Raw genomic sequence first — 17,247 nt, forward strand, 5'->3', positions numbered from 1 at the left:
GCTGAGGTCTTCTCTTCGACGGGTTGCTATCTTGCCCTGGTACTGAAGAAGATGCAACGGACACCTTCCGCCCTGGCTGGAACAGGAGAGATGGCAAGGGCGAAGAGCGCGTCGCACCAGACGATAAGTAGCATCGCCGCGCTCTGCAGGCGGCGAGTCAAGCGGGTCAAACAGTCACTCGGGCTTACTCTCCTGGCTTTCTGGCTCCCCTTCTGCCAGGCCACCCGCTTCCTCCTCCTCTTCCTCGCTTTCTAAAGCGTAAAGGGACGCTTCCAGATCCTCCGGTTCAAACTCCTCATCTACCTCCCTGCTCTCCTCAGCACTGACCACACGTCCCCAGTCGCTATAGCGCACCGGTCGCGACTCCTTCCAGACGCGGATGGTGGGGCGCATGGCGGGGAAGGTGCGCAGCCCTTCCGGCGCTGCTGGACCTTCAAGCTGCGGCTCATAGGCTGGAGCACTCTCACGAACCAAGACTTCCTCTCCCCAGGCCATAGCTTCGAAGCCCAGCCGACGCAGGTCCATGACCATGCCGGGCCAGGTATCTTCTGGGGCAATCGCCCACCATTCACGTCCCCACAGACGCACCGGGCGAACGCGCAGAGGCCGGTTCAGATCCCCCAGGGTGGCTAGTAACGACGAGCGCTTGCGTTCCGCTTTTTTCATAGCTTGTCAACCGTCCTTCCCAGGACTGAGACCACCTGCTCTGGTCTCTTCTCCTGGTGCCGCGTTGCTGTGAGCAGTGTGCCTCAATGCTGCTGCCAGGCAAGACCAGGAGAATCGGATCTGTGTCCTTCCGCTATTTACGATACCACATAACCCGGGCTATTGCTAGTAGGACGAAGCCCGTCGCTGCCAGTCACTCCGTGCTGCAGACTGGCGAAAACGACGGGCGCCATCTAGATTTGGTTACGCCGCCTGGTTTCCTTCCTGGCCCTGGCTCAGTTTACTGCGCTGGTTGCTGGACCGGCCGCAGCAGCCCCAGGGGGGCGATGATCTCGCCGTCATGCCACTCTGGTGGGTTCTCTAGCCAGCGTAACATTCGGCGATAGCGCTGATCCTGCTCGGCGCTCTGCGCATTCTTGATGTAGGCTTCTTTGTCGCTGAAAACGACGGCAAGATAGCACTCTTGGGCATCGGCATCCATGCGGTAGACGAGCGTTGCCACGGCTCCAGGAACCTGGGCCTGCTCAAACTCGCGTAGCTCTGCCAGGAGGTGCCTCTCTGCTCCGGGCTTGATCCGACAATGGGCAACAGTTCCATACATGATACTTGTTTTACCTTTCTGTTTTGCAATAAAGGACTGAACCGCATCGGATACCGGGCCGATGCTGTAGTTGTACCTCCCCGGACTGGCCTATAGCAAGCACAGCAGTAGTGAAATGTTCCCAAAGCAGAGACGCAACCAGGCCAGTTTTCTGCTAGCTGGCTGGCTGGTTGCGCCTTCTCCGGGCGTAGCTGGCATTGAGCTGCTGCCAGGTCCCTCCAGACTGGCCTGAGTAGAGGCCCAGGTCCAGGGGGGTATCCTTATCCTGCCTGCACGCTCTCCCTGACAAACCGGATCAGCTCAGAGCATAGATCGCAAGGTTGCTGTAGACCACGTTGGCGTCATTGTCCCCCGCTGTGCCGAGAAAGCCGATGGTGCCTTCTGTATAGCTGCCATCGTTGATCGTTGTCAGATAAACGTTATTGGCGTAGAACGAAAGGCTACTCCCGTTGGCGATGACCTGCAGGGTATTCTGCACACCCGTTCCTGCCTGTAGTGCAGGAGACGTCATCCAATCAGCGAAAGGCTGTTCAAGTCCGCCACTGAACTTGGCGATGCGGTAACGTCCCTGGCTATCGACCTCGAAGAGGTAGCCCGACGGGAGATTAAAAAGATTAGTATCCAGGCGAATGAAGACGCCTCCCGAGGCGCCGCTGAGAATCTTCATCTGCACGCTGAGGGCGATATTCCCGTAGCTATAGTTGGCTTCGTGGCAGATGCGCTGTGAGGTCGTCAAACTGACGGCCTGAACGACGTGATAGCCGTCGCCCCCGAAGATACAATGATTGTTGCGGTCCCAATTCGCTTGTCTGGTCGCCGGGTTATCGGCATTGGTCAGGGCATCGCTATAGACCAACCTGCCGGCAGTGGCGGTCTGCCAGACTGCGGCAGTGGCAGTAGCCTGAGCTTGTACGGTCGCGGTTGCCCCGGCAATCGCCGTTTGAGTAGCCTGGGCTTCGGCCTGAGCGGTGGCGCTGGCCTGGGCCTGAGCGGTCGCGGTCAGATTGGGCGTGGCTGTAGGAGTCTGCTGCTGTTGTCCGCTAGGCTGACCGCTAGAGACCGTGGGCCGCCCGTTTGTCCCCTGGTGCGGTGAAGAGAAGATCGCCAGGGCCAGGGGAAGAGAGATGGCGAACAAGAGCACAAGGGCCAGGCTGACAAAGAGCAAGCCTCGCCGTGTAGAGGCCGTACTTGAGGGCTGCTGTCCATAGCCAGCGTAGCCTGTACCCGTTGGGGCCAGCCCTGACGCGGGACCGTAGGCTTGCCCTATGAGGGGGTAGGATGTCGGTTGTGGTGGAGCCGGGGTATGCACGCTGCCTACGCTGCGCAAGACTAGCGGCTGCGGGGCCCCGGGGGCGCCTGCACCCTGGCTGGTGGCCTGCTGGACCCAGTCCTGATATGGCTGTTGCGCGACACCCGTGACCAGGACCCGGCTGCTGCTGGCCACTGCCTGACAGAAGGCCTCGGCCAACTCGCTGGCGCTGCCATAGCGTCGCTCGGGCCGTTTCTCTAATCCCCTGAGAATCACCTGTTCGACCGCGGGGCTAAGATTGGGAACATAGAGGTGTGGCGGCGGCGGTGGCTTGCTGATATGCATTGTGACGACCGCGATGGGGTTCTCTGCCGTGAAAGGCAGGCGTCCGGTGACCATCTCGAAGAGCAAGACGCCGAGCGAGTAGAGGTCACTACGTACATTGGCCCGGTTGTCTCCCTCGAATAACTCGGGCGCGACATATTCGACAGTCCCCAGCACATTGCCGGTGCTGGTGAGCTGGGTGGCGTCGCTGGTAGTGCGGGCAATCCCAAAATCGGAGAGATAGCAGTGTCCCTCGGCGTCCAGCAGTACGTTAGAGGACTTGATATCGCGATGAATGATCCCCTGACGATGGATATAGTCGAGGGCGGCTGCAATCTCACGCAGGCTGCGGCAGGCTTCGCTCAGCGGGAGCGGTCCTTGCCGGATGCGCGCCCGCAGTGTTCCCCCCTCCATGAATGGCATCACAATGTAGTACCAGGTGAGGCCATCGATCTGACCCGAGCCAGTATCATAAATCGGTACCAGATGCTCATGCTTGAGCGCGGCCATCAGGCGGGCCTCGCGGATAAAGCGGCGCAGTAGCTCCTCATCTTCGCGCTTAAAGACTTTGACGGCTACGGTCCGCTCGACCGCCAGGTCGTAGCCCTCATAAACGTCGGCCATGCCGCCTTTGCCAATCAGCCGACGCAGTTCATAGCGTTCGAGGGTCTTTCCCTCCAGACCTGCCATGCATCTTCTCCCAAGTTCAGTCTCACAGTCTCGGAGAATATTATCCTGCTCGCAGCCAGATGGCATCTCCTTATAGATACAACGGTTGACCCTCCCTTTCGTTACTTGACCCAACCTCGCTTAATGAGGAAGAGCAAGAGCGGGGCCATGATCGCGCGGTAGATCATAATCAATCCATAGGGAGCAATGAGGAAGCCGAGGCACATGAGAATCAGAGAGATATTCAATAGTTGTGCGTTGCTGTTTTTGATCCCCAGTTGGAATATTGCCTTTACAAAGGAGAGAAAGAGCCTGCCGCTGATGAGAACGAAGAGAGAGGCGAGGCAGCCGATGCCGATCTTGAGAGCTCGTGGGGCTTGCTGGCGATAGGCCTGGTAGCTAGTGATAGGCTGATAGAGGGGATGGGCGGCGCGAATGGCCTTCAGCAAGCATTTTTGAGTCTCTTTGTCGTTGGGGTCGAGGCGGAGCGCCTGCTTGAGGACCTCCAACGCTTCTTGGGGCTGTACCTGTCGGTTGAGCAGAAAGTCGCCATAATCTCTGAGGATAGAAGGATTCTGAGGTTCGAGTGCCAGGGCCTGGCGATAGGCTTCTCTTGCCAGGGCTAAGTTACCATCAGCGCTGGCCTGTTTCGCGAAGAGCATCTGTACGGGCGCCTCATCAGGAGCCAACTCGATGGCCTTGGAAACGTAAGGGCGGGCCTCGTCTGCCAGAGGCACCGGCAAAAAAAGATAGAGCGCTCCGAAAATGAAGTAAGGCCAGGGGTTCATGGGGTTAAGCCGCAATGCCTCGTTCAGCTCAGCTTTGGCTAAGCTGATTTGCTTTTTTCGGAGCAGGATCAGGCCATAGAGCATGTGCAGGCTACTGGAATGCGGCTCAAGCCGTAGAGCTTCCCTGGCAGCCTGCTCGGCCTGAGTGAGGTCCCTGCTTTTAAGGCTGGCCTGGGCCAGGAGCCTATGGGCATTGACATGCTCAGGTTGCTCTCGCAAGACCTTGCGCAGAAGCTCTATGGCCATCTGTGGCCGATCCAGCTTCAGAGCGGCGATGGCTTTCCTATAGTTTGCTTCGCTGTCAGGGGTGGGGGCCTTGTTTCTCTCTTGTTCTGGCATGGCTACCACTTGGTCTTTTGCAGAAACTGGACCACGTCATCGTAGAGTCCACCCTCATTACTGTAGGTGGCGTAGTTTTTGGCGGTGGCGAACCATTCGAGGGTTGAGGGGCGAACCTGCTTGAGGGCGGCCAGCAGATCACTGGTGCGCAAAGGCCGCGGCTGCCCGGTCCTGAGCACTTCGCTCAGGACGGCGTCGGTGGCGCGCTCGCAGACGGCTCGAATATCAGCGCCGGAGAACTTCTCCATGCGCCTGGCGATCTGCTGATAGTCGATGTTCTCGCTGGGCTTGTCGAGGAGATGAATGCGCAGAATCTCACAGCGTGCCTCCAGGTCAGGAGGCGGAACGAAGAGAACGCGGTCAAAGCGCCCAGGCCGTCGCAACGAGCTATCAACAAACCAGGGGCTATTTGTGGCGCCGACGACAAAGATCTCGCTGTTGTCTGCTGCCATGCTATCGAGTTCTAGCAAGAGCTGATTGGTCAAGGTGCGCAGATCATACGAGCGCCATTGCTGCCGGCTCCTTCCGAGGGCATCTAGCTCGTCGATGAAGACGAGCGCGGGGCGGTTGCGTCGGGCCAGCTCGAAGATCCTGTGAAGATTCTTCTCGCTGTTCCCTATGTACATGTCAAGAATGTCGTGAATAGTGATGTTGATAAAGTGACAGTGGCTCTCGCCCGCCGCTGCTCTGACCAGAAACGTCTTGCCGCAGCCGGGAGGGCCATAGAGGAGAATACCGCCCCCAAGGCGCCGTCCAAAACGGCGGAAAAGGTCGGGATGCTGAAGCGGGTGGATAATCTGAAGGCGGATCTGTTCTTTGACGTCTTCCAGGCCCCCGACATCCTGAAAGGTCAGAGTCGGCTGCTCGACCTGCTCTTGTCCGACTTCTGCTGACTCTGCGGTCCCAGCAAAGCGTAGCAGGCGTAGCTTGCCTCTGATGACTATGCCCTCCCTGGCCAGCTCCTCTTCGTAGGAGCTGTCTCGTAGCTCCTCATCGGCGCTGAGGGCCTGCTCATAGTAGTCGGCAGCACGCTGGTACTCTTTGCACGCAAAGGCGTTTTTCGAGAGTAGCAAGTAGAGTTCCGGGGTGGCCTGCTGGGCCAGAGCCGCCTGCAAAAACTGCTCCGCGCGTGCAAAATCGCCACGCTGATAGTAGGCGCGTCCGAGGCCAACCCGGCTGGCATGGTCGTTTCCGCGTTCTAAGATTGCCTGGAACTGCTCGATAGCCTCGTCGATCCGCCCCTGGCTCAGTAGTAGCTCTGCCAGATATCTGCGCAGAGGAACATTCTCGGGGCTGGCCACTAGCGCTTCCTTTAACGCGTCAATGGTGCGATTATCTTCCTGATACGTCATTGGTATGTCCTATTTCACGCTAACTCTGACTTGCGGCAAGTGCTAAGATCATCTTCTTGTTTGAAAATCACCTCTCTCCTCTATACGGATAATCGTCCCTGCGACAGGCCGTGTGACTCTCTCCGGCGGACTGTACCAATGGCTCTACCGCTCTTTTATGTGTGGCTATGTTGCTGAAAGCCTGGCAAGCGTTGAGACTGCTTCCTCTCAACAGCTGCTTACTAAAGCAACGCTTGCCGGTCATATCCATGTTAACTTTAGCAGCTCCTGTGGCGAAATGCAAGGGAAGGGCGCTTTCAAACTCCGGCGACCTCTGATCCAAGGGCTGAGGATTTCTAACGGCTCATGCCGGCTGATGCATTGTTGAAGCAAGCGTTGAGGGGGGACTCTGGTGGAGGAGACGGGCCAGGCCGGCAGGTGTAAGCTGCTTTTAATGCAGCTTACACCCGTACGTAGATCTGTTGCTGCTCATCGTAGCGATAGACTTCGTTCCCTTTGTGGAAGACCAGATTACCATGAGCGTCCAGGCTGAGCCAGAGAAGGACACGCGTGCCCTGGGGGAGGTGCAGCGGGAGTTTCCAGTGATCGAGGCTGCTGGGTCCAACGACACCAAGCAGCCAGGCACCACCATCGTCGTCGATGGTATTCGGCTGGAATTCGTCGCAGGAAGACGAGTGGTCGTCGTAGGTATCGTCAATCTGGATCTGGCAGGCGTGCAGGGTGGCGCCGTTGAGCGAAGCCTGCGGACTGGCGTAGGGGTAGTTGCTCATGCCTGCCACATGGGCCAGTGGATAGGTGGCAAAGGCCCAGATCCATGAGCCATCGTGGACGGGCACGGTGGTCGTGGCGTCGACATTGACCTCAACACCAGGGGCGATACGCACCTGCATGGTGCATCCCTGTGAGCAGTCAATGCCTTGATTCTCTGGCGTCGGCACGGGAATAAGCGGCGTGGGCAGCACCTGGGGTGGAGTGACAGGACGCGCCTTGAGGATAATTCCTCCAAGGGCCATCAAGGGGTAGTGCGGCGAGAGGCGGATCACCATCCCCGGTTGGAGCTTGTGGCAGTCTTTGCCAATGGCTCTGCTTAAGGCCTGCACCGTCTCCGGTTTGGCATCGCTGAAGATCTGGCTTGCGTCCATCATGTGCATTTGGACGGTCAGAATCTCGTCGCAGTTATCCCCCTCCTGCACCGTGTAAAGCACCGAGCCAGGCTGCGGCAAGGCTCGGGCAAAGGCTGGATAGGGCGTCGGCACTGGCGTCGCCGGTACCCCGAGCGCGTAAAAAAAGCCGCTGATAGCCGGCATGATGCGGTCCCCCAGGTGGAAACTGTAGCCAAAAACAGGCGTGACGACAGCTCCAAACAGAATCAAGAGAAGCAACAGCTTCCAGGGTATAAAACGCAACAGCGAGCGGAGTGCGCCGCTTGCTCGCGGGCGTGAAGGTATGCGACTGGCCATAAGGTGCTCTTCCCCTCACTTCATGCCGTCTCTAGGCATGGTGCTATTATAGCAAGACTGCGCTCTGCTGGCTATCAAAGGGGGACCGGCAGGGCAGGCTCCTCGGACGACGAAGGTCGATCCCTATTGTTATTCTACCCTGCGGGCTATGTTGGCTCCTGCCGGGGAAAGCAAAGGCCTGGCCACTTGAGCGAGCCGACAAACGCCGGCTGGCCGTGAAATAGAATCTGTCCAGTCTTGTTCTAAGTTACAGGTGAAGGCTGGCTCGCTGGCCTTGATGCAAGCCTTAGTTTGTTTGTGTAAGGGGGACCAACCAACCAATCAATCAGCCAGGCCGAGCGAGCCAGCCAGACGGAAGGTCTTGCTGACACTTACGGGCACTTGCCCTATTGGCCGCTCCTGGGCTGCGGCGCTCAGGGAAGTATCCAGGTACCCGTACGTCCTGCTAAAGCGCGTCCGATGGCCTGGGGACAGGTGATCAAAGCCGCGCCGCCACCATGCTCCAGGTAACGGATGGCGGCGCGAATCTTTGACCCTATACGCTGGTTGCCGGCAAAGCAGCCAGCAGCCTCGTACTGGCGCAGCTCGGCGAGCGTAAGCATCTCCAGTGGATAGGCTCCCTCGGCCTGCGGAGAAGAAAGGGTCACTTTCTCGGCGGCCATCGTGATCAGGAAGAGATCGGCATTCAACTGAGTGGCCAAAAAACTAGCCGCCAGATCGCCGTGGAGCCGGGCCTCTACGGCACGCAGGCGCCCCTCACTATCGCGTACAACTGGGACGGTGCTCCCGGCGGCGGCGATCACGATGAACCCCGCCTGGAGCAAGGTTTTGATGGCCTCTTGCTCTACAATCTCTCCGACTTCCTCAGTCGACTGAACCTCTACCGCTGGGTGGGCCGGCTGGGTCTTGCTTGCCCGCGCTTCCTCTGTCGCCTGGGCCGTGCGGCCATGTGGCCCAGTGAGCTGGGAGGGGGCCATCTCATCGCTCTTGGAGCGAAGAATGGCCCGTGTGAGCAAGCAGACACTGCGGCGATTCAATCCGCGGCGTTGCAGCTCTTCGTCCAGAGACTGCTGAATCAGGTAGCCTGTTCTCCCCTGCAGCTCTGGCAGGCAGTTTGCGGGTAGCCACTGGGAAGCAAGCGTAGGCGTGTGAGCAAGGCGCTCGCCAGGTAGATCGGCCTGGAAGACGCTATCATAAGCAATAACAACGTTCCAGCCGTTGACGAGCAAGTCGACTATATATCGTGCTGACGTGCATATTGCCTCAAGCTGCCCAGGCCCATCCCTGTCTCCCTCGTCTTCGCTGAAGGAGTGAGCGCCTAGGGCAACAACAGCCAGCTTGCTCATTGAACGGGTATCCTCCTTGGAGAGTTCTCTCCACTGGCCAGCGAGTATCTGCTGTGACGCTCTCAGGCACCGATCTGTAGTTCCAGGGACCGTAGTCCTTCGGCCCCTCTGGCAAGGGTGACCAGCTCTTCTGCGCGTTGCTCAACCGTCTCGCCACTGCGCTGACCGCTGGCCGTGGCCAGCAAGACCACCGTCTCATGACGCTTGATCTTGCCCTCCTCCAGCAGTTGAAGCAGGGCCGCGTAGGAGGCCGCTCCCGCTGGCTCAAGAAAGATACCGGTCAAGGCCGCCAGCTCTTTACGGGCTGTGAAAAGCGCCTCGTCGCTCACGGTGATGCCAAAGCCGCCGCTCTGACGCACATGGCGCAGGGCCATCGCTCCATTGTGGGGCTGACCGACGGCGAGGCTGGTCACCTGCGTCGTTGGGGAAACGCTCTCTGGTTGCTTCAGGGCCTCGTTCCCCAGGGAACGTACAAAGGCTGGCGCACCTTCCGTCTGGACTGCGATAAGGCGCGGAATCTGGCGGACAATGCCGAGCTGGCGCAGGTCTTCAAAGCCGCGGTAGATGCCGCTGATCAAGCCGCCATCGCCCACCGGCACCAGGATGGCATCAGGTACAGCATGCCCTAATTGCTCGGCAATCTCCAGGCCGACGGTCTTGAGGCCCTCAACCATATAGGGATTGTAGCCAATATTGACGTTGTACCAGCCGAATTTGCCTGTGGCCTCAATGCTCAGATCAAAGGCGTCATCGTAGCTGCCGTCGACGGCGAAGATCTTGGCGCCGCACAGCTGTAAAACGCCCGCGAGTTTGCGCGCACTCTGCCACGGAAGAAAGAGCTGGCAGCTCAGTCCCAGTGCTGCCGCTTGCTGGCTCAGGGCCAGGGCGCTATTGCCCGTTGAGGCGCAGACAAGCTTGCGTTCTTCTGGCAGAGCCAGGCTCGTTGCCACGAAGGCCGCGCGGTCCGCGTATGAACCGCTGGGATTGCGTGTCTCATCCTTCACCCAGAGGTTACGCATGTTCAGATGTTTGCGGAGGCGCTCCGCTGTATAGAGCGGTGTTCCTCCGACGATGAGTGGCGCTAAGCGATTGCCATAGGGGATAGGCAGAAAAGGGCGGTAGCGCCGGATTGAGGGATCACGGCTCTCGGCATGGTAATTCCAACGAATCTGATCGTAGTCATAATGAATCAGTAGCGTGCCCTGGGGACCGCAGTTCGGACAGGTGTAGCTCACGCTGCCCGGTGTATAGCTGCTGCCGCAGAGAACACATTCTAGCTTCAGAATATGGCTCGCTAACAGCATAGAACGACCTATCCTTTTGACTTGAGATGGTACATTGCACGGCTGGCATGCGCCTGACTCAGGCTGGCGGCCAGCCTGCTGGGGAGACAAGAAGGAGAAAGGAAGCTGCTCTCTTCCTCCACTCATGCCACCGCTTGCTATTATGACACATGTGTCAGCCTGACCAGAGACCGATCGATGTCGGCCAGGCGAGGGCAGCCAGCTAAGGCCATTGCCTGCTCTAGCTCGTCGCGCAGGATGTCCAGCACATCGGCTACTCCCTGGGCCCCATTGACGGCCAGGCCCCAGAGCGGCGGACGTCCCACAAGGACCGCTCGCGCCCCCAGGGCCAGGGCTTTGAGAATGTCGGTGCCGCGGCGAATGCCTCCATCAAGGTAAACCTCGCAGCGCCCTGCCACGGCTTCAACAATTTCAGGCAGGACCTCGATGGTGGCAGGAACTCCGTCAAGCTGACGTCCCCCGTGGTTGGAGACAATGATGGCGTCGACGCCATAGTCGCAGGCTCGCTGCGCGTCCTCCGGGGTCAAGATGCCCTTCAGAATGAGTGGCAGGCGAGTGAGGGAGCGCAGCCAGGGGATGATCTCCCAGGTGCAGGAAGGATCAGGCAGGTCTCCTTCGCTCTCATCCTCAAAATTGGCTTTGTGGATGCTGCGGGTCAGGGGGCGCCGCGCCGCCCGCTCCTTGTTTCCCCAACGCGGTGTGTCGACAGTTAAGACCAGGCCCTGATAGCCAGCGGCCTCGGCACGAGCAACCAGGCGTTGGGCTGTAGGGCGCGTCGTGATGTAGAGCTGGAACCAGAGGGGCCCACCAGCGGCAGCAGCTACCTCCTCCAGGCTGCGGCTGGCTGAGGTGCTGACTACCAGCAATGTGCCGGCGAGGGCCGCGCCGCGCGCCATCTCGCACTCTCCCTCGGGATGGGCCAGTTCCTGCAGGGCCGTTGGAGCGATGAGAATGGGCATCGGCAGAGGGGTCCCGAGGACCGTGGTGATCATCTCGATCTGGCTGACGTCGACCAGCACACGGGGACGGAGCTTAATGCGCTCAAAGGCACTGCGGTTGGCCCGTAGTGTCACCTCGTCATCGGCTCCGCAGGCATAGTAGACCCAGGAACTGATGTCCATGCGTTCACGAGCCAGTGCCTCGTAGTCGAAAACATTCAGCAGGTCCATTATCTTTTGCTTCCCTCCTGTTGGGTTCGCTCGCTTGTCCGTCCGGCTACCCCGGCTGGCGGTCGCGCGATCGTCATGCTGGCCTGCCTGCCGCTTGTTGCCTGGCCAGATAGAGCGCACGCAGGACACGTTCAGGGGTCAGCGGAAGCTGACGCAGGCGCACTCCAATGGCGTCGGCGACGGCGTTGGCCAGGGCGGGGGCTACGGCTGCGATAGCGATCTCGCCGATATCGCGGATGTCAAGCGGGTCGGTCCCGTCTCCTTCCATGAGGACAATGCTGGTTTCGGGCATATCGCGGGCGCTCAAAATCCGGTAATCGTTCAGATTGGTTGTCACTACATTCCCCTGCTGATCATACACTATTTCCTCGCACAGACCATAGCTCAGGCCTTGCGCGATGCCGCCTTCGATCTGTCCCTCGGCGATGACCGGGTTCACAATGTGGCCGCCATCGATCGCAGAAACAACCTTCAGTATGCGTATTCCGCCGGTCTCCGTATCGACTTCGACCTCTACACCTTGAGCCGCGAAGGTCGGAGCCGTACAGGGTGCGCTCCAGGAGGCGGTAGCACTGATCTGCCGGGGGTGTTCGCCATAGAGCGCCTGCAGAGCAACCTGAGAGAGGCTGAGGCTCTGCCCGCCCGGGGCGGTAATCTTGTAGTCGGCCAGCATCAGGTTCTCCGCTGGCACCTTGAACAGGCGCGCCGCAGTGGCGAGAAGCTGCTGTCTCACTTGCTCGGCGGCTTGCCTGACGGCGTGGACACAGGCATAGAGGGAGGTCGAGGGGTCACTGCTCGTGTCAAAAGGCGTGCAGTCGGTGTCAGGGGGGTGAACCAGGATATCTTCGGGCCGCACTCCAAGGACGTCGGCAGCAATCTGGGCCAGGATGGTATGGCTACCGTTGCCGTTCTCAGGAAGGCTGATCAGCAGGTTGAAAGAGCCGTCCTCGTTGAGCTTGAGAGTGGCGCTGCTCAGGGAGGGCTGCCGGGGATCAGGCAGGTGCACAGCCAGAGCAATGCCAACGCCTCGCTGCACGCGTCCCCCCTGACGGGCGCTGCCTTGTCCCGAGCGGCGTTTCTCTCGCCAGTTGAGCTGCTCCTCCACCACCTGCAGGCAGTAAGGCAGGCCGCAATGTTTGAGCCGTATCTCTGGCGCGGCGGGAGGAGCCGAGGTCGGCGCGGACTGATAGCCGCCGCTGGTCAAGGCAAAGGACGGGTAGGCATCTCCTTCTTTGAGCCAGTTTTTGCGCCGCAGTGCCAGGGGGTCCATGCCCAATCGGCGCGCAATTTCATCCATGTGGCTTTCAAGGGCAAAGAGACCGGCTGTGGCCCCGTTGCTGCGAAAGCTGCCCGCGGGAGGCAGGTTTGTATAGACCGCCTGGGCGCTGTAGCGTACGTTCGGACAGGGATACAGCGCCAGGCTGTTTAAGCCAGTCCCGACTGAGGTAGCAGTGGCATGGCTGCCATAGGCACCCGTGTTGATCAAGGCCAGCATCTGCTGAGCGACGATTGTGCCATCATGGCGGAGACCGGTCTTGAGGCGAATAATTTGCCCTGGAACCACGCGACCGCTGTGAAACTCGTCTGCACGGCTGTATTCAAGGCGTACTGGGCGATCGGTGGCCAGGGTGAGCAAGGCACACAGATCCTCTCCTATGAGATCGTGCTTGGCTCCGAAACCACCGCCTACGCGCGGTGCTATCACGCGAATGCGTCGTGGCGCTAATCCTGTCAGCGAGGCAACAATCCGTCGCACATGATAAGGTACTTCGCTGCTTGTGCGCACGACCAGCCGGTCATCTTCGTCCCAGTACGTGATGGCAACGTGGGTTTCAAGGGTCGCGTGCTGGATCTGTGGAACGATGTATTCGCCCTCTACGATCAGCTCGGCGCTGCTAAAGGCTCGCTCGATGTTGCCTTGCTCAAACTGGACGCGGGCTGCAATGTTGCGATCGGCGTCATAGATGCGGTAGGACTCCGGTTCTGGATGCAGGCGGGGCGCCCCCGGCTCCAGCGCCTGGCGGGGATCAAAGACCGCGGGTAATGGCTCATAGTCGACTTTGATCAGCTTAAGCGCCTGCTCGGCGATCTCCGCGCTCTCGGCGGCGACAACAGCGACCCGGTCTCCGACATAGCGGACAATATAGTCCAGGCTGTACTGATCGTGCGGCTCAGGCTCGGGCCAGGGCTGACCAGCACTGGTGTAGGGAATGCGCGGAATGTCTTTGTAGGTCAAGACAGCATGCACTCCTGGTAAGGCCCGCGCCTCCGTGGTATCGATCTCGCGGATGAGGGCATGGGCGTGAGGACTCGTCAGCAGGCGGGCATGCAGGAGACCGGGCAAGGCGCAGTCGTCGGCAAACGCCGGCTTGCCCGTGACAAGCTTGATGGCATCGATTTGGCGCTCTGGTCGCCCCATCATGACATGGATGCGCTGCGCTCCTCCAGTGGACTGCTCTGGGGCTAATCGTTGCTCGGGCGGCTCCGGCAAAGCGCGTCCAAGGTCCCAGGGACGGGTACGAGCGCCACTGTCGGGGATACTCAGTGGCTCGATATCCTCACCGCGCAACAGGGCCGCAGCTCGCTGCACTGCCTGCACAATCCGATTATAGCCGCTGCAGCGACAGAGATTCCCTGCTAGTGCTTCGCGAATCTCCTCTTCGCTGGGGTTAGGATTGCGCTGCAAAAGAGCGTAAGCTGAAAGCACCATGCCAGGCGTACAAAAGCCGCAGTGAACCACGCCAGCGTCGATAAAGGCCTCCTGTAAAGGGTGCAGGCGGCGGAAAGAGCCGAGTCCCTCGACTGTGGTGACCGTTGCGCCGGCTGCCTGCATTGCGAGCATGATGCAGCTTGGACGCGGCAAGCCGTCGATGAGCACCGTGCAGGCGCCGCAGTGTCCGTGATCGCAGCCATGCTTGACGCTAAAATAACCCTCGCGCCGGAGAACATTTAACAGCAGCTCATTCGGGGCAACATCCAGGCTTTTGATCACTCCATTGATGCGCAATTCTAGTTCCATAGGATTACGCTCTCCCTTCCGAGGAGGTAATATCGCGCCAGCGTGCTATATTGGCAGCTTCTTCGAGGACTCGATAGGCAAGATTAGCCCCGCAGACGCGCCGATAGCCCTGGCTGGCCCGGAAATCGGCGGGAGGACGAAAGTCAGCCAGCCCGGCCTGAACAGCAGCGGCCAATAAGCGCAGATCCTGGACGGGCTGGCCCTCCAGGTGCCGTTCAACGGTGTGCAGGCGCTGTGGTTCCATGTTGGCCCCACCGAGCGCCAGGCGCACATGGCGATAGCGTCCGTTCTCGACCTCCACCAGAGCGGCAGCGATGAGCAAGGCTGTATCAACAGCGCTGCGCCCGATACGCTGCAATGCTGTGCCCCAGCCGCGACCGGGGGGAGCGATCTGCACTTCAATGATCAGTTCCTGGGGACGCCGCTCAAGTAAGAGCCGCTGCCAGGGAATGCGCCGCTCCTGTTTCCCTTTATAGGTCACTCCAGAAAGGGCGAGGCCTGGCCGCTCCGGCGTACCGCCGCGGAGGTCGACCTGCGTTTTCTGGCCAGAGCGCAGGACAACTTCCGCATCGACGACGGCCAGCGCTGTCAATAGATCAGCCTGTGAGGCGGCTCCAAGCGCAAGCGTGCCTCCGAGGGTGGCGGCGTTGCGCATGAGCGGTGAGGGGGCTGAATACTGGGCGGCCTGGGCGAGCAGACCGCCGAGAAAACTCTTGAGCAGTGGCGCCTCAGCCATGCTCTGCAAGGTCGTCATGCTTCCGATACGAATGCCGCGCTGGTCTTCTGAAATATAGGCCAGGCCCAGATCGCGTAGATCCACAACAGCCTGGATGCTTTCGTCGTTCTGACCCAGCAGATAGGTGCCGCCGGCCAGGGGCACCGTTTTAATATCAGGACGCGAGAGCAGAATGAGGGCATCATCAACGTCCTCAACCCAGTGATATTCAAGTAGATTTGGCAGCATGCTAGAATCCTCGGACTTTCCTTGCCTCAAGGCCTGGTTGGACAAGCAATCAGACTGTACCTTAGCTTGCCCTTCCCCAGGCCCGCTAGCTTATCAGCTACCTTTGCAGTGGTACCGGTGCAAAGCGCTCGACATCGATCAGTCCCTGATCGGTGAGTTTCAAGGCTGGAATCACTGAGAGAGAAAGAAAGCTGAGGGTCATACAGGGATGCTCTAGCCTACAGCCGAGGGCGGCGGCGGCTTCGTCCAGGGCGCGTAGACGAGCGACCAGCTCAGAGATCGGAGCAGCGGAGACCAGGCCGGCCAACGGTAGGGGAACGCTGGCGCGCAGTTCGCCATCAACGACGAGGGCGAACCCGCCTCCCATCGCGGCCAGGGCCTCGGCAGCCTTGAGAATATCGCGGTCGCTCGCGCCGGCGATCACCAGATTATGGGCATCGTGCGCAACGCTTGAAGCCAGCGCGCCGCGCTTCAGCCCCAGGCCCTGTACCAGCCCCAGGCCGATGCGCCCACTGGCGTGATGGCGCTCGATCACTACAAGCTTCAGTAGATCACGCTCGGGGTCCGCGACGATCTCTCCCTCGCGCAGCGGAGCCTCTAGCTGCAGATGGCGAGTAACGATCTGGCCAGGCTCGATGCCGATCACAGCCACTGGTCCGGGCCGCCCCGCGATGCGCAGGTCTTCCTCACGCAACGCGGCTATGCGGATGGTATTGCTAAGGCCCTGCGGCTCACTGGCAGGTAGCTCAACGAGTAAGCGCCCTCCTTGAGCGACCAGCCGGCCATTTTTATAGACCGACTCCACCTGGAAGGTCGTCAGATCGTCGAGCACGACCAGGTCGGCCACCGCTCCCGGGACAATGGCCCCACGATCGCTGAGGCGAAAATATTGGGCTGTATTGTAGCTCGCCAGCCGAATAGCCTCCACAGGGTCCAGCCCCAATTCGATGGCGCGCCGGACCATCGAGTCAATATGACCACGCTCCAACAGATCCAACGGGTCGCGATCATCGGTAACGAAGAAGGCACGGGGAGGGTGCAGCTCCTTGATGAGGGGGAGCAGGGCCTCCAAATTGCGGGCCGCCGAGCCTTCGCGGATCATCAGCCACATCCCCAGGCGTAGGCGCTCGCGTGCCTCGGCGGGGGTAGTACATTCGTGGTCGGACAGAATGCCGGCAGCAGCGTAGGCGCAAAGATCGCGCCCCTGCAGCCCTGGGGCGTGACCATCAACAACCAGACCGTGATTCAGCGTGGCGGCAATTTTGGCGAGCACCTGCTCATCACCACGCAGTACACCTGGCATATTCATCATCTCAGCCAGACCAAGCACCCGCTCTTCAGTCAACAGAGGGAGCAAATCACTGGCCAGCAGAGGGCGATAGGGTGTCTCGTACTGCGAGGCGGGAACACAGGAAGAGAGCAGGACAAAGGCGTCCAACGGCAGATCACGCCCCGCCTCTAGCACAAAGCGAATGCCGGCGAGGCCCAGAACGTTGGCAAACTCATGTGGGTCAAGCATCACGGCAGTTACGCCGCGAGGAACAACTAAGCGGGCAAATTCTGAGAGAACCAGCATGGTACTCTCAATGTGCATATGCCCATCCATGAGAGCCGGCGCAAGCCAGCGCCCTTCAAGATCGCGCTCCTGCTGGCCGTGATAGCCTCCAGCAGGAACACTGATGCCGACCACGCGCCCGTCGGCAATAGCAATATCGGCGGGATAACATTCGCCGCTGCAGACATTCACAAGCCTGGCATTGCGCAGGACCAGATCGGCAGGTTCATCTCCTCGGGCCACACGAATGCGCTGCCGGAGTCCTTCCACCGTGTACATCCAAGAACCTCCTGGCCGGAAAATAGGCAGCTTAAGACTGCTAGTACACCTCACCTGTTTGGGGATCAGTTGACACCTTTGGAGTGCGGGCGTGTTCCGCGTTGTCCAGATTGGCTTATGGGCTTGATAAGTCGCTGATCCATCCGCTGCCGGCTGGGCATCC

General features: G+C 59.9%; 12 protein-coding genes. All 12 read right to left on the reverse strand.

Annotated elements, in window-relative coordinates:
• Positions 1-174: 174 nt before the first annotated feature.
• Positions 175-666, reverse strand: coding sequence for a hypothetical protein (locus AC6H1L_RS16185; RefSeq protein ID WP_497598518.1), 492 nt, complete (start codon positions 664-666; stop codon positions 175-177).
• 280 nt (positions 667-946) lie between these two features.
• Positions 947-1,267 carry an antibiotic biosynthesis monooxygenase gene (locus tag AC6H1L_RS16190; RefSeq protein WP_497598519.1) on the reverse strand — a complete coding sequence of 107 codons (321 nt, stop codon included), beginning with the start codon at positions 1,265-1,267 and terminating at the stop codon, positions 947-949.
• 295 nt (positions 1,268-1,562) lie between these two features.
• Positions 1,563-3,530: a protein kinase domain-containing protein gene (locus AC6H1L_RS16195; protein ID WP_497598520.1), complete on the reverse strand. Its 1,968-nt coding sequence runs from the start codon at positions 3,528-3,530 to the stop codon at positions 1,563-1,565.
• Between the two features lie 101 nt (positions 3,531-3,631).
• Positions 3,632-4,543 carry a tetratricopeptide repeat protein gene (locus AC6H1L_RS16200; protein ID WP_497598521.1) on the reverse strand — a complete coding sequence of 304 codons (912 nt, stop codon included), beginning with the start codon at positions 4,541-4,543 and terminating at the stop codon, positions 3,632-3,634.
• 95 nt (positions 4,544-4,638) lie between these two features.
• Positions 4,639-5,988, reverse strand: coding sequence for a tetratricopeptide repeat protein (locus tag AC6H1L_RS16205; RefSeq protein ID WP_497598522.1), 1,350 nt, complete (start codon positions 5,986-5,988; stop codon positions 4,639-4,641).
• Positions 5,989-6,428: 440 nt separating this feature from the next.
• Positions 6,429-7,448, reverse strand: a complete 1,020-nt coding sequence (locus AC6H1L_RS16210; RefSeq protein WP_497598523.1) for a hypothetical protein — start codon at positions 7,446-7,448, stop codon at positions 6,429-6,431.
• A gap of 413 nt (positions 7,449-7,861) precedes the next feature.
• Positions 7,862-8,794 (reverse strand): amino acid kinase family protein, encoded by a 933-nt coding sequence (locus AC6H1L_RS16215; RefSeq protein ID WP_497598524.1) that lies wholly within the window; start codon positions 8,792-8,794, stop codon positions 7,862-7,864.
• A gap of 62 nt (positions 8,795-8,856) precedes the next feature.
• Positions 8,857-10,098, reverse strand: a complete 1,242-nt coding sequence (thrC, locus tag AC6H1L_RS16220) for a threonine synthase (protein WP_497598525.1) — start codon at positions 10,096-10,098, stop codon at positions 8,857-8,859.
• Positions 10,099-10,238: 140 nt separating this feature from the next.
• Positions 10,239-11,267: an alpha-hydroxy acid oxidase gene (locus AC6H1L_RS16225; RefSeq protein WP_497598526.1), complete on the reverse strand. Its 1,029-nt coding sequence runs from the start codon at positions 11,265-11,267 to the stop codon at positions 10,239-10,241.
• Between the two features lie 73 nt (positions 11,268-11,340).
• A complete protein-coding gene (locus AC6H1L_RS16230; RefSeq protein ID WP_497598527.1) occupies positions 11,341-14,286 on the reverse strand; it encodes a molybdopterin-dependent oxidoreductase in 2,946 nt (981 codons plus the stop codon).
• Positions 14,287-14,290: 4 nt separating this feature from the next.
• Positions 14,291-15,250 (reverse strand): FAD binding domain-containing protein, encoded by a 960-nt coding sequence (locus AC6H1L_RS16235; RefSeq protein ID WP_497598528.1) that lies wholly within the window; start codon positions 15,248-15,250, stop codon positions 14,291-14,293.
• A 97-nt stretch (positions 15,251-15,347) separates the two neighbouring features.
• Positions 15,348-17,084: an adenine deaminase gene (gene ade / locus AC6H1L_RS16240; RefSeq protein ID WP_497598529.1), complete on the reverse strand. Its 1,737-nt coding sequence runs from the start codon at positions 17,082-17,084 to the stop codon at positions 15,348-15,350.
• Positions 17,085-17,247 lie beyond the last annotated feature (163 nt).

Source organism: Thermogemmatispora argillosa (genome assembly GCF_059696725.1).

What these genes read in the sequence shown, in the direction of transcription:
- AC6H1L_RS16185 (WP_497598518.1), bottom strand. Translation starts at nt 666, where the DNA reads ATGAAAAAAGCGGAACGCAAGCGCTCGTCGTTACTAGCCACCCTGGGG.
- AC6H1L_RS16190 (WP_497598519.1), bottom strand. Translation starts at nt 1,267, where the DNA reads ATGTATGGAACTGTTGCCCATTGTCGGATCAAGCCCGGAGCAGAGAGG.
- AC6H1L_RS16195 (WP_497598520.1), bottom strand. Translation starts at nt 3,530, where the DNA reads ATGGCAGGTCTGGAGGGAAAGACCCTCGAACGCTATGAACTGCGTCGG.
- AC6H1L_RS16200 (WP_497598521.1), bottom strand. Translation starts at nt 4,543, where the DNA reads ATGGCCATAGAGCTTCTGCGCAAGGTCTTGCGAGAGCAACCTGAGCAT.
- AC6H1L_RS16205 (WP_497598522.1), bottom strand. Translation starts at nt 5,988, where the DNA reads ATGACGTATCAGGAAGATAATCGCACCATTGACGCGTTAAAGGAAGCG.
- AC6H1L_RS16210 (WP_497598523.1), bottom strand. Translation starts at nt 7,448, where the DNA reads ATGGCCAGTCGCATACCTTCACGCCCGCGAGCAAGCGGCGCACTCCGC.
- AC6H1L_RS16215 (WP_497598524.1), bottom strand. Translation starts at nt 8,794, where the DNA reads ATGAGCAAGCTGGCTGTTGTTGCCCTAGGCGCTCACTCCTTCAGCGAA.
- thrC (WP_497598525.1), bottom strand. Translation starts at nt 10,098, where the DNA reads ATGCTGTTAGCGAGCCATATTCTGAAGCTAGAATGTGTTCTCTGCGGC.
- AC6H1L_RS16225 (WP_497598526.1), bottom strand. Translation starts at nt 11,267, where the DNA reads ATGGACCTGCTGAATGTTTTCGACTACGAGGCACTGGCTCGTGAACGC.
- AC6H1L_RS16230 (WP_497598527.1), bottom strand. Translation starts at nt 14,286, where the DNA reads ATGGAACTAGAATTGCGCATCAATGGAGTGATCAAAAGCCTGGATGTT.
- AC6H1L_RS16235 (WP_497598528.1), bottom strand. Translation starts at nt 15,250, where the DNA reads ATGCTGCCAAATCTACTTGAATATCACTGGGTTGAGGACGTTGATGAT.
- ade (WP_497598529.1), bottom strand. Translation starts at nt 17,084, where the DNA reads ATGTACACGGTGGAAGGACTCCGGCAGCGCATTCGTGTGGCCCGAGGA.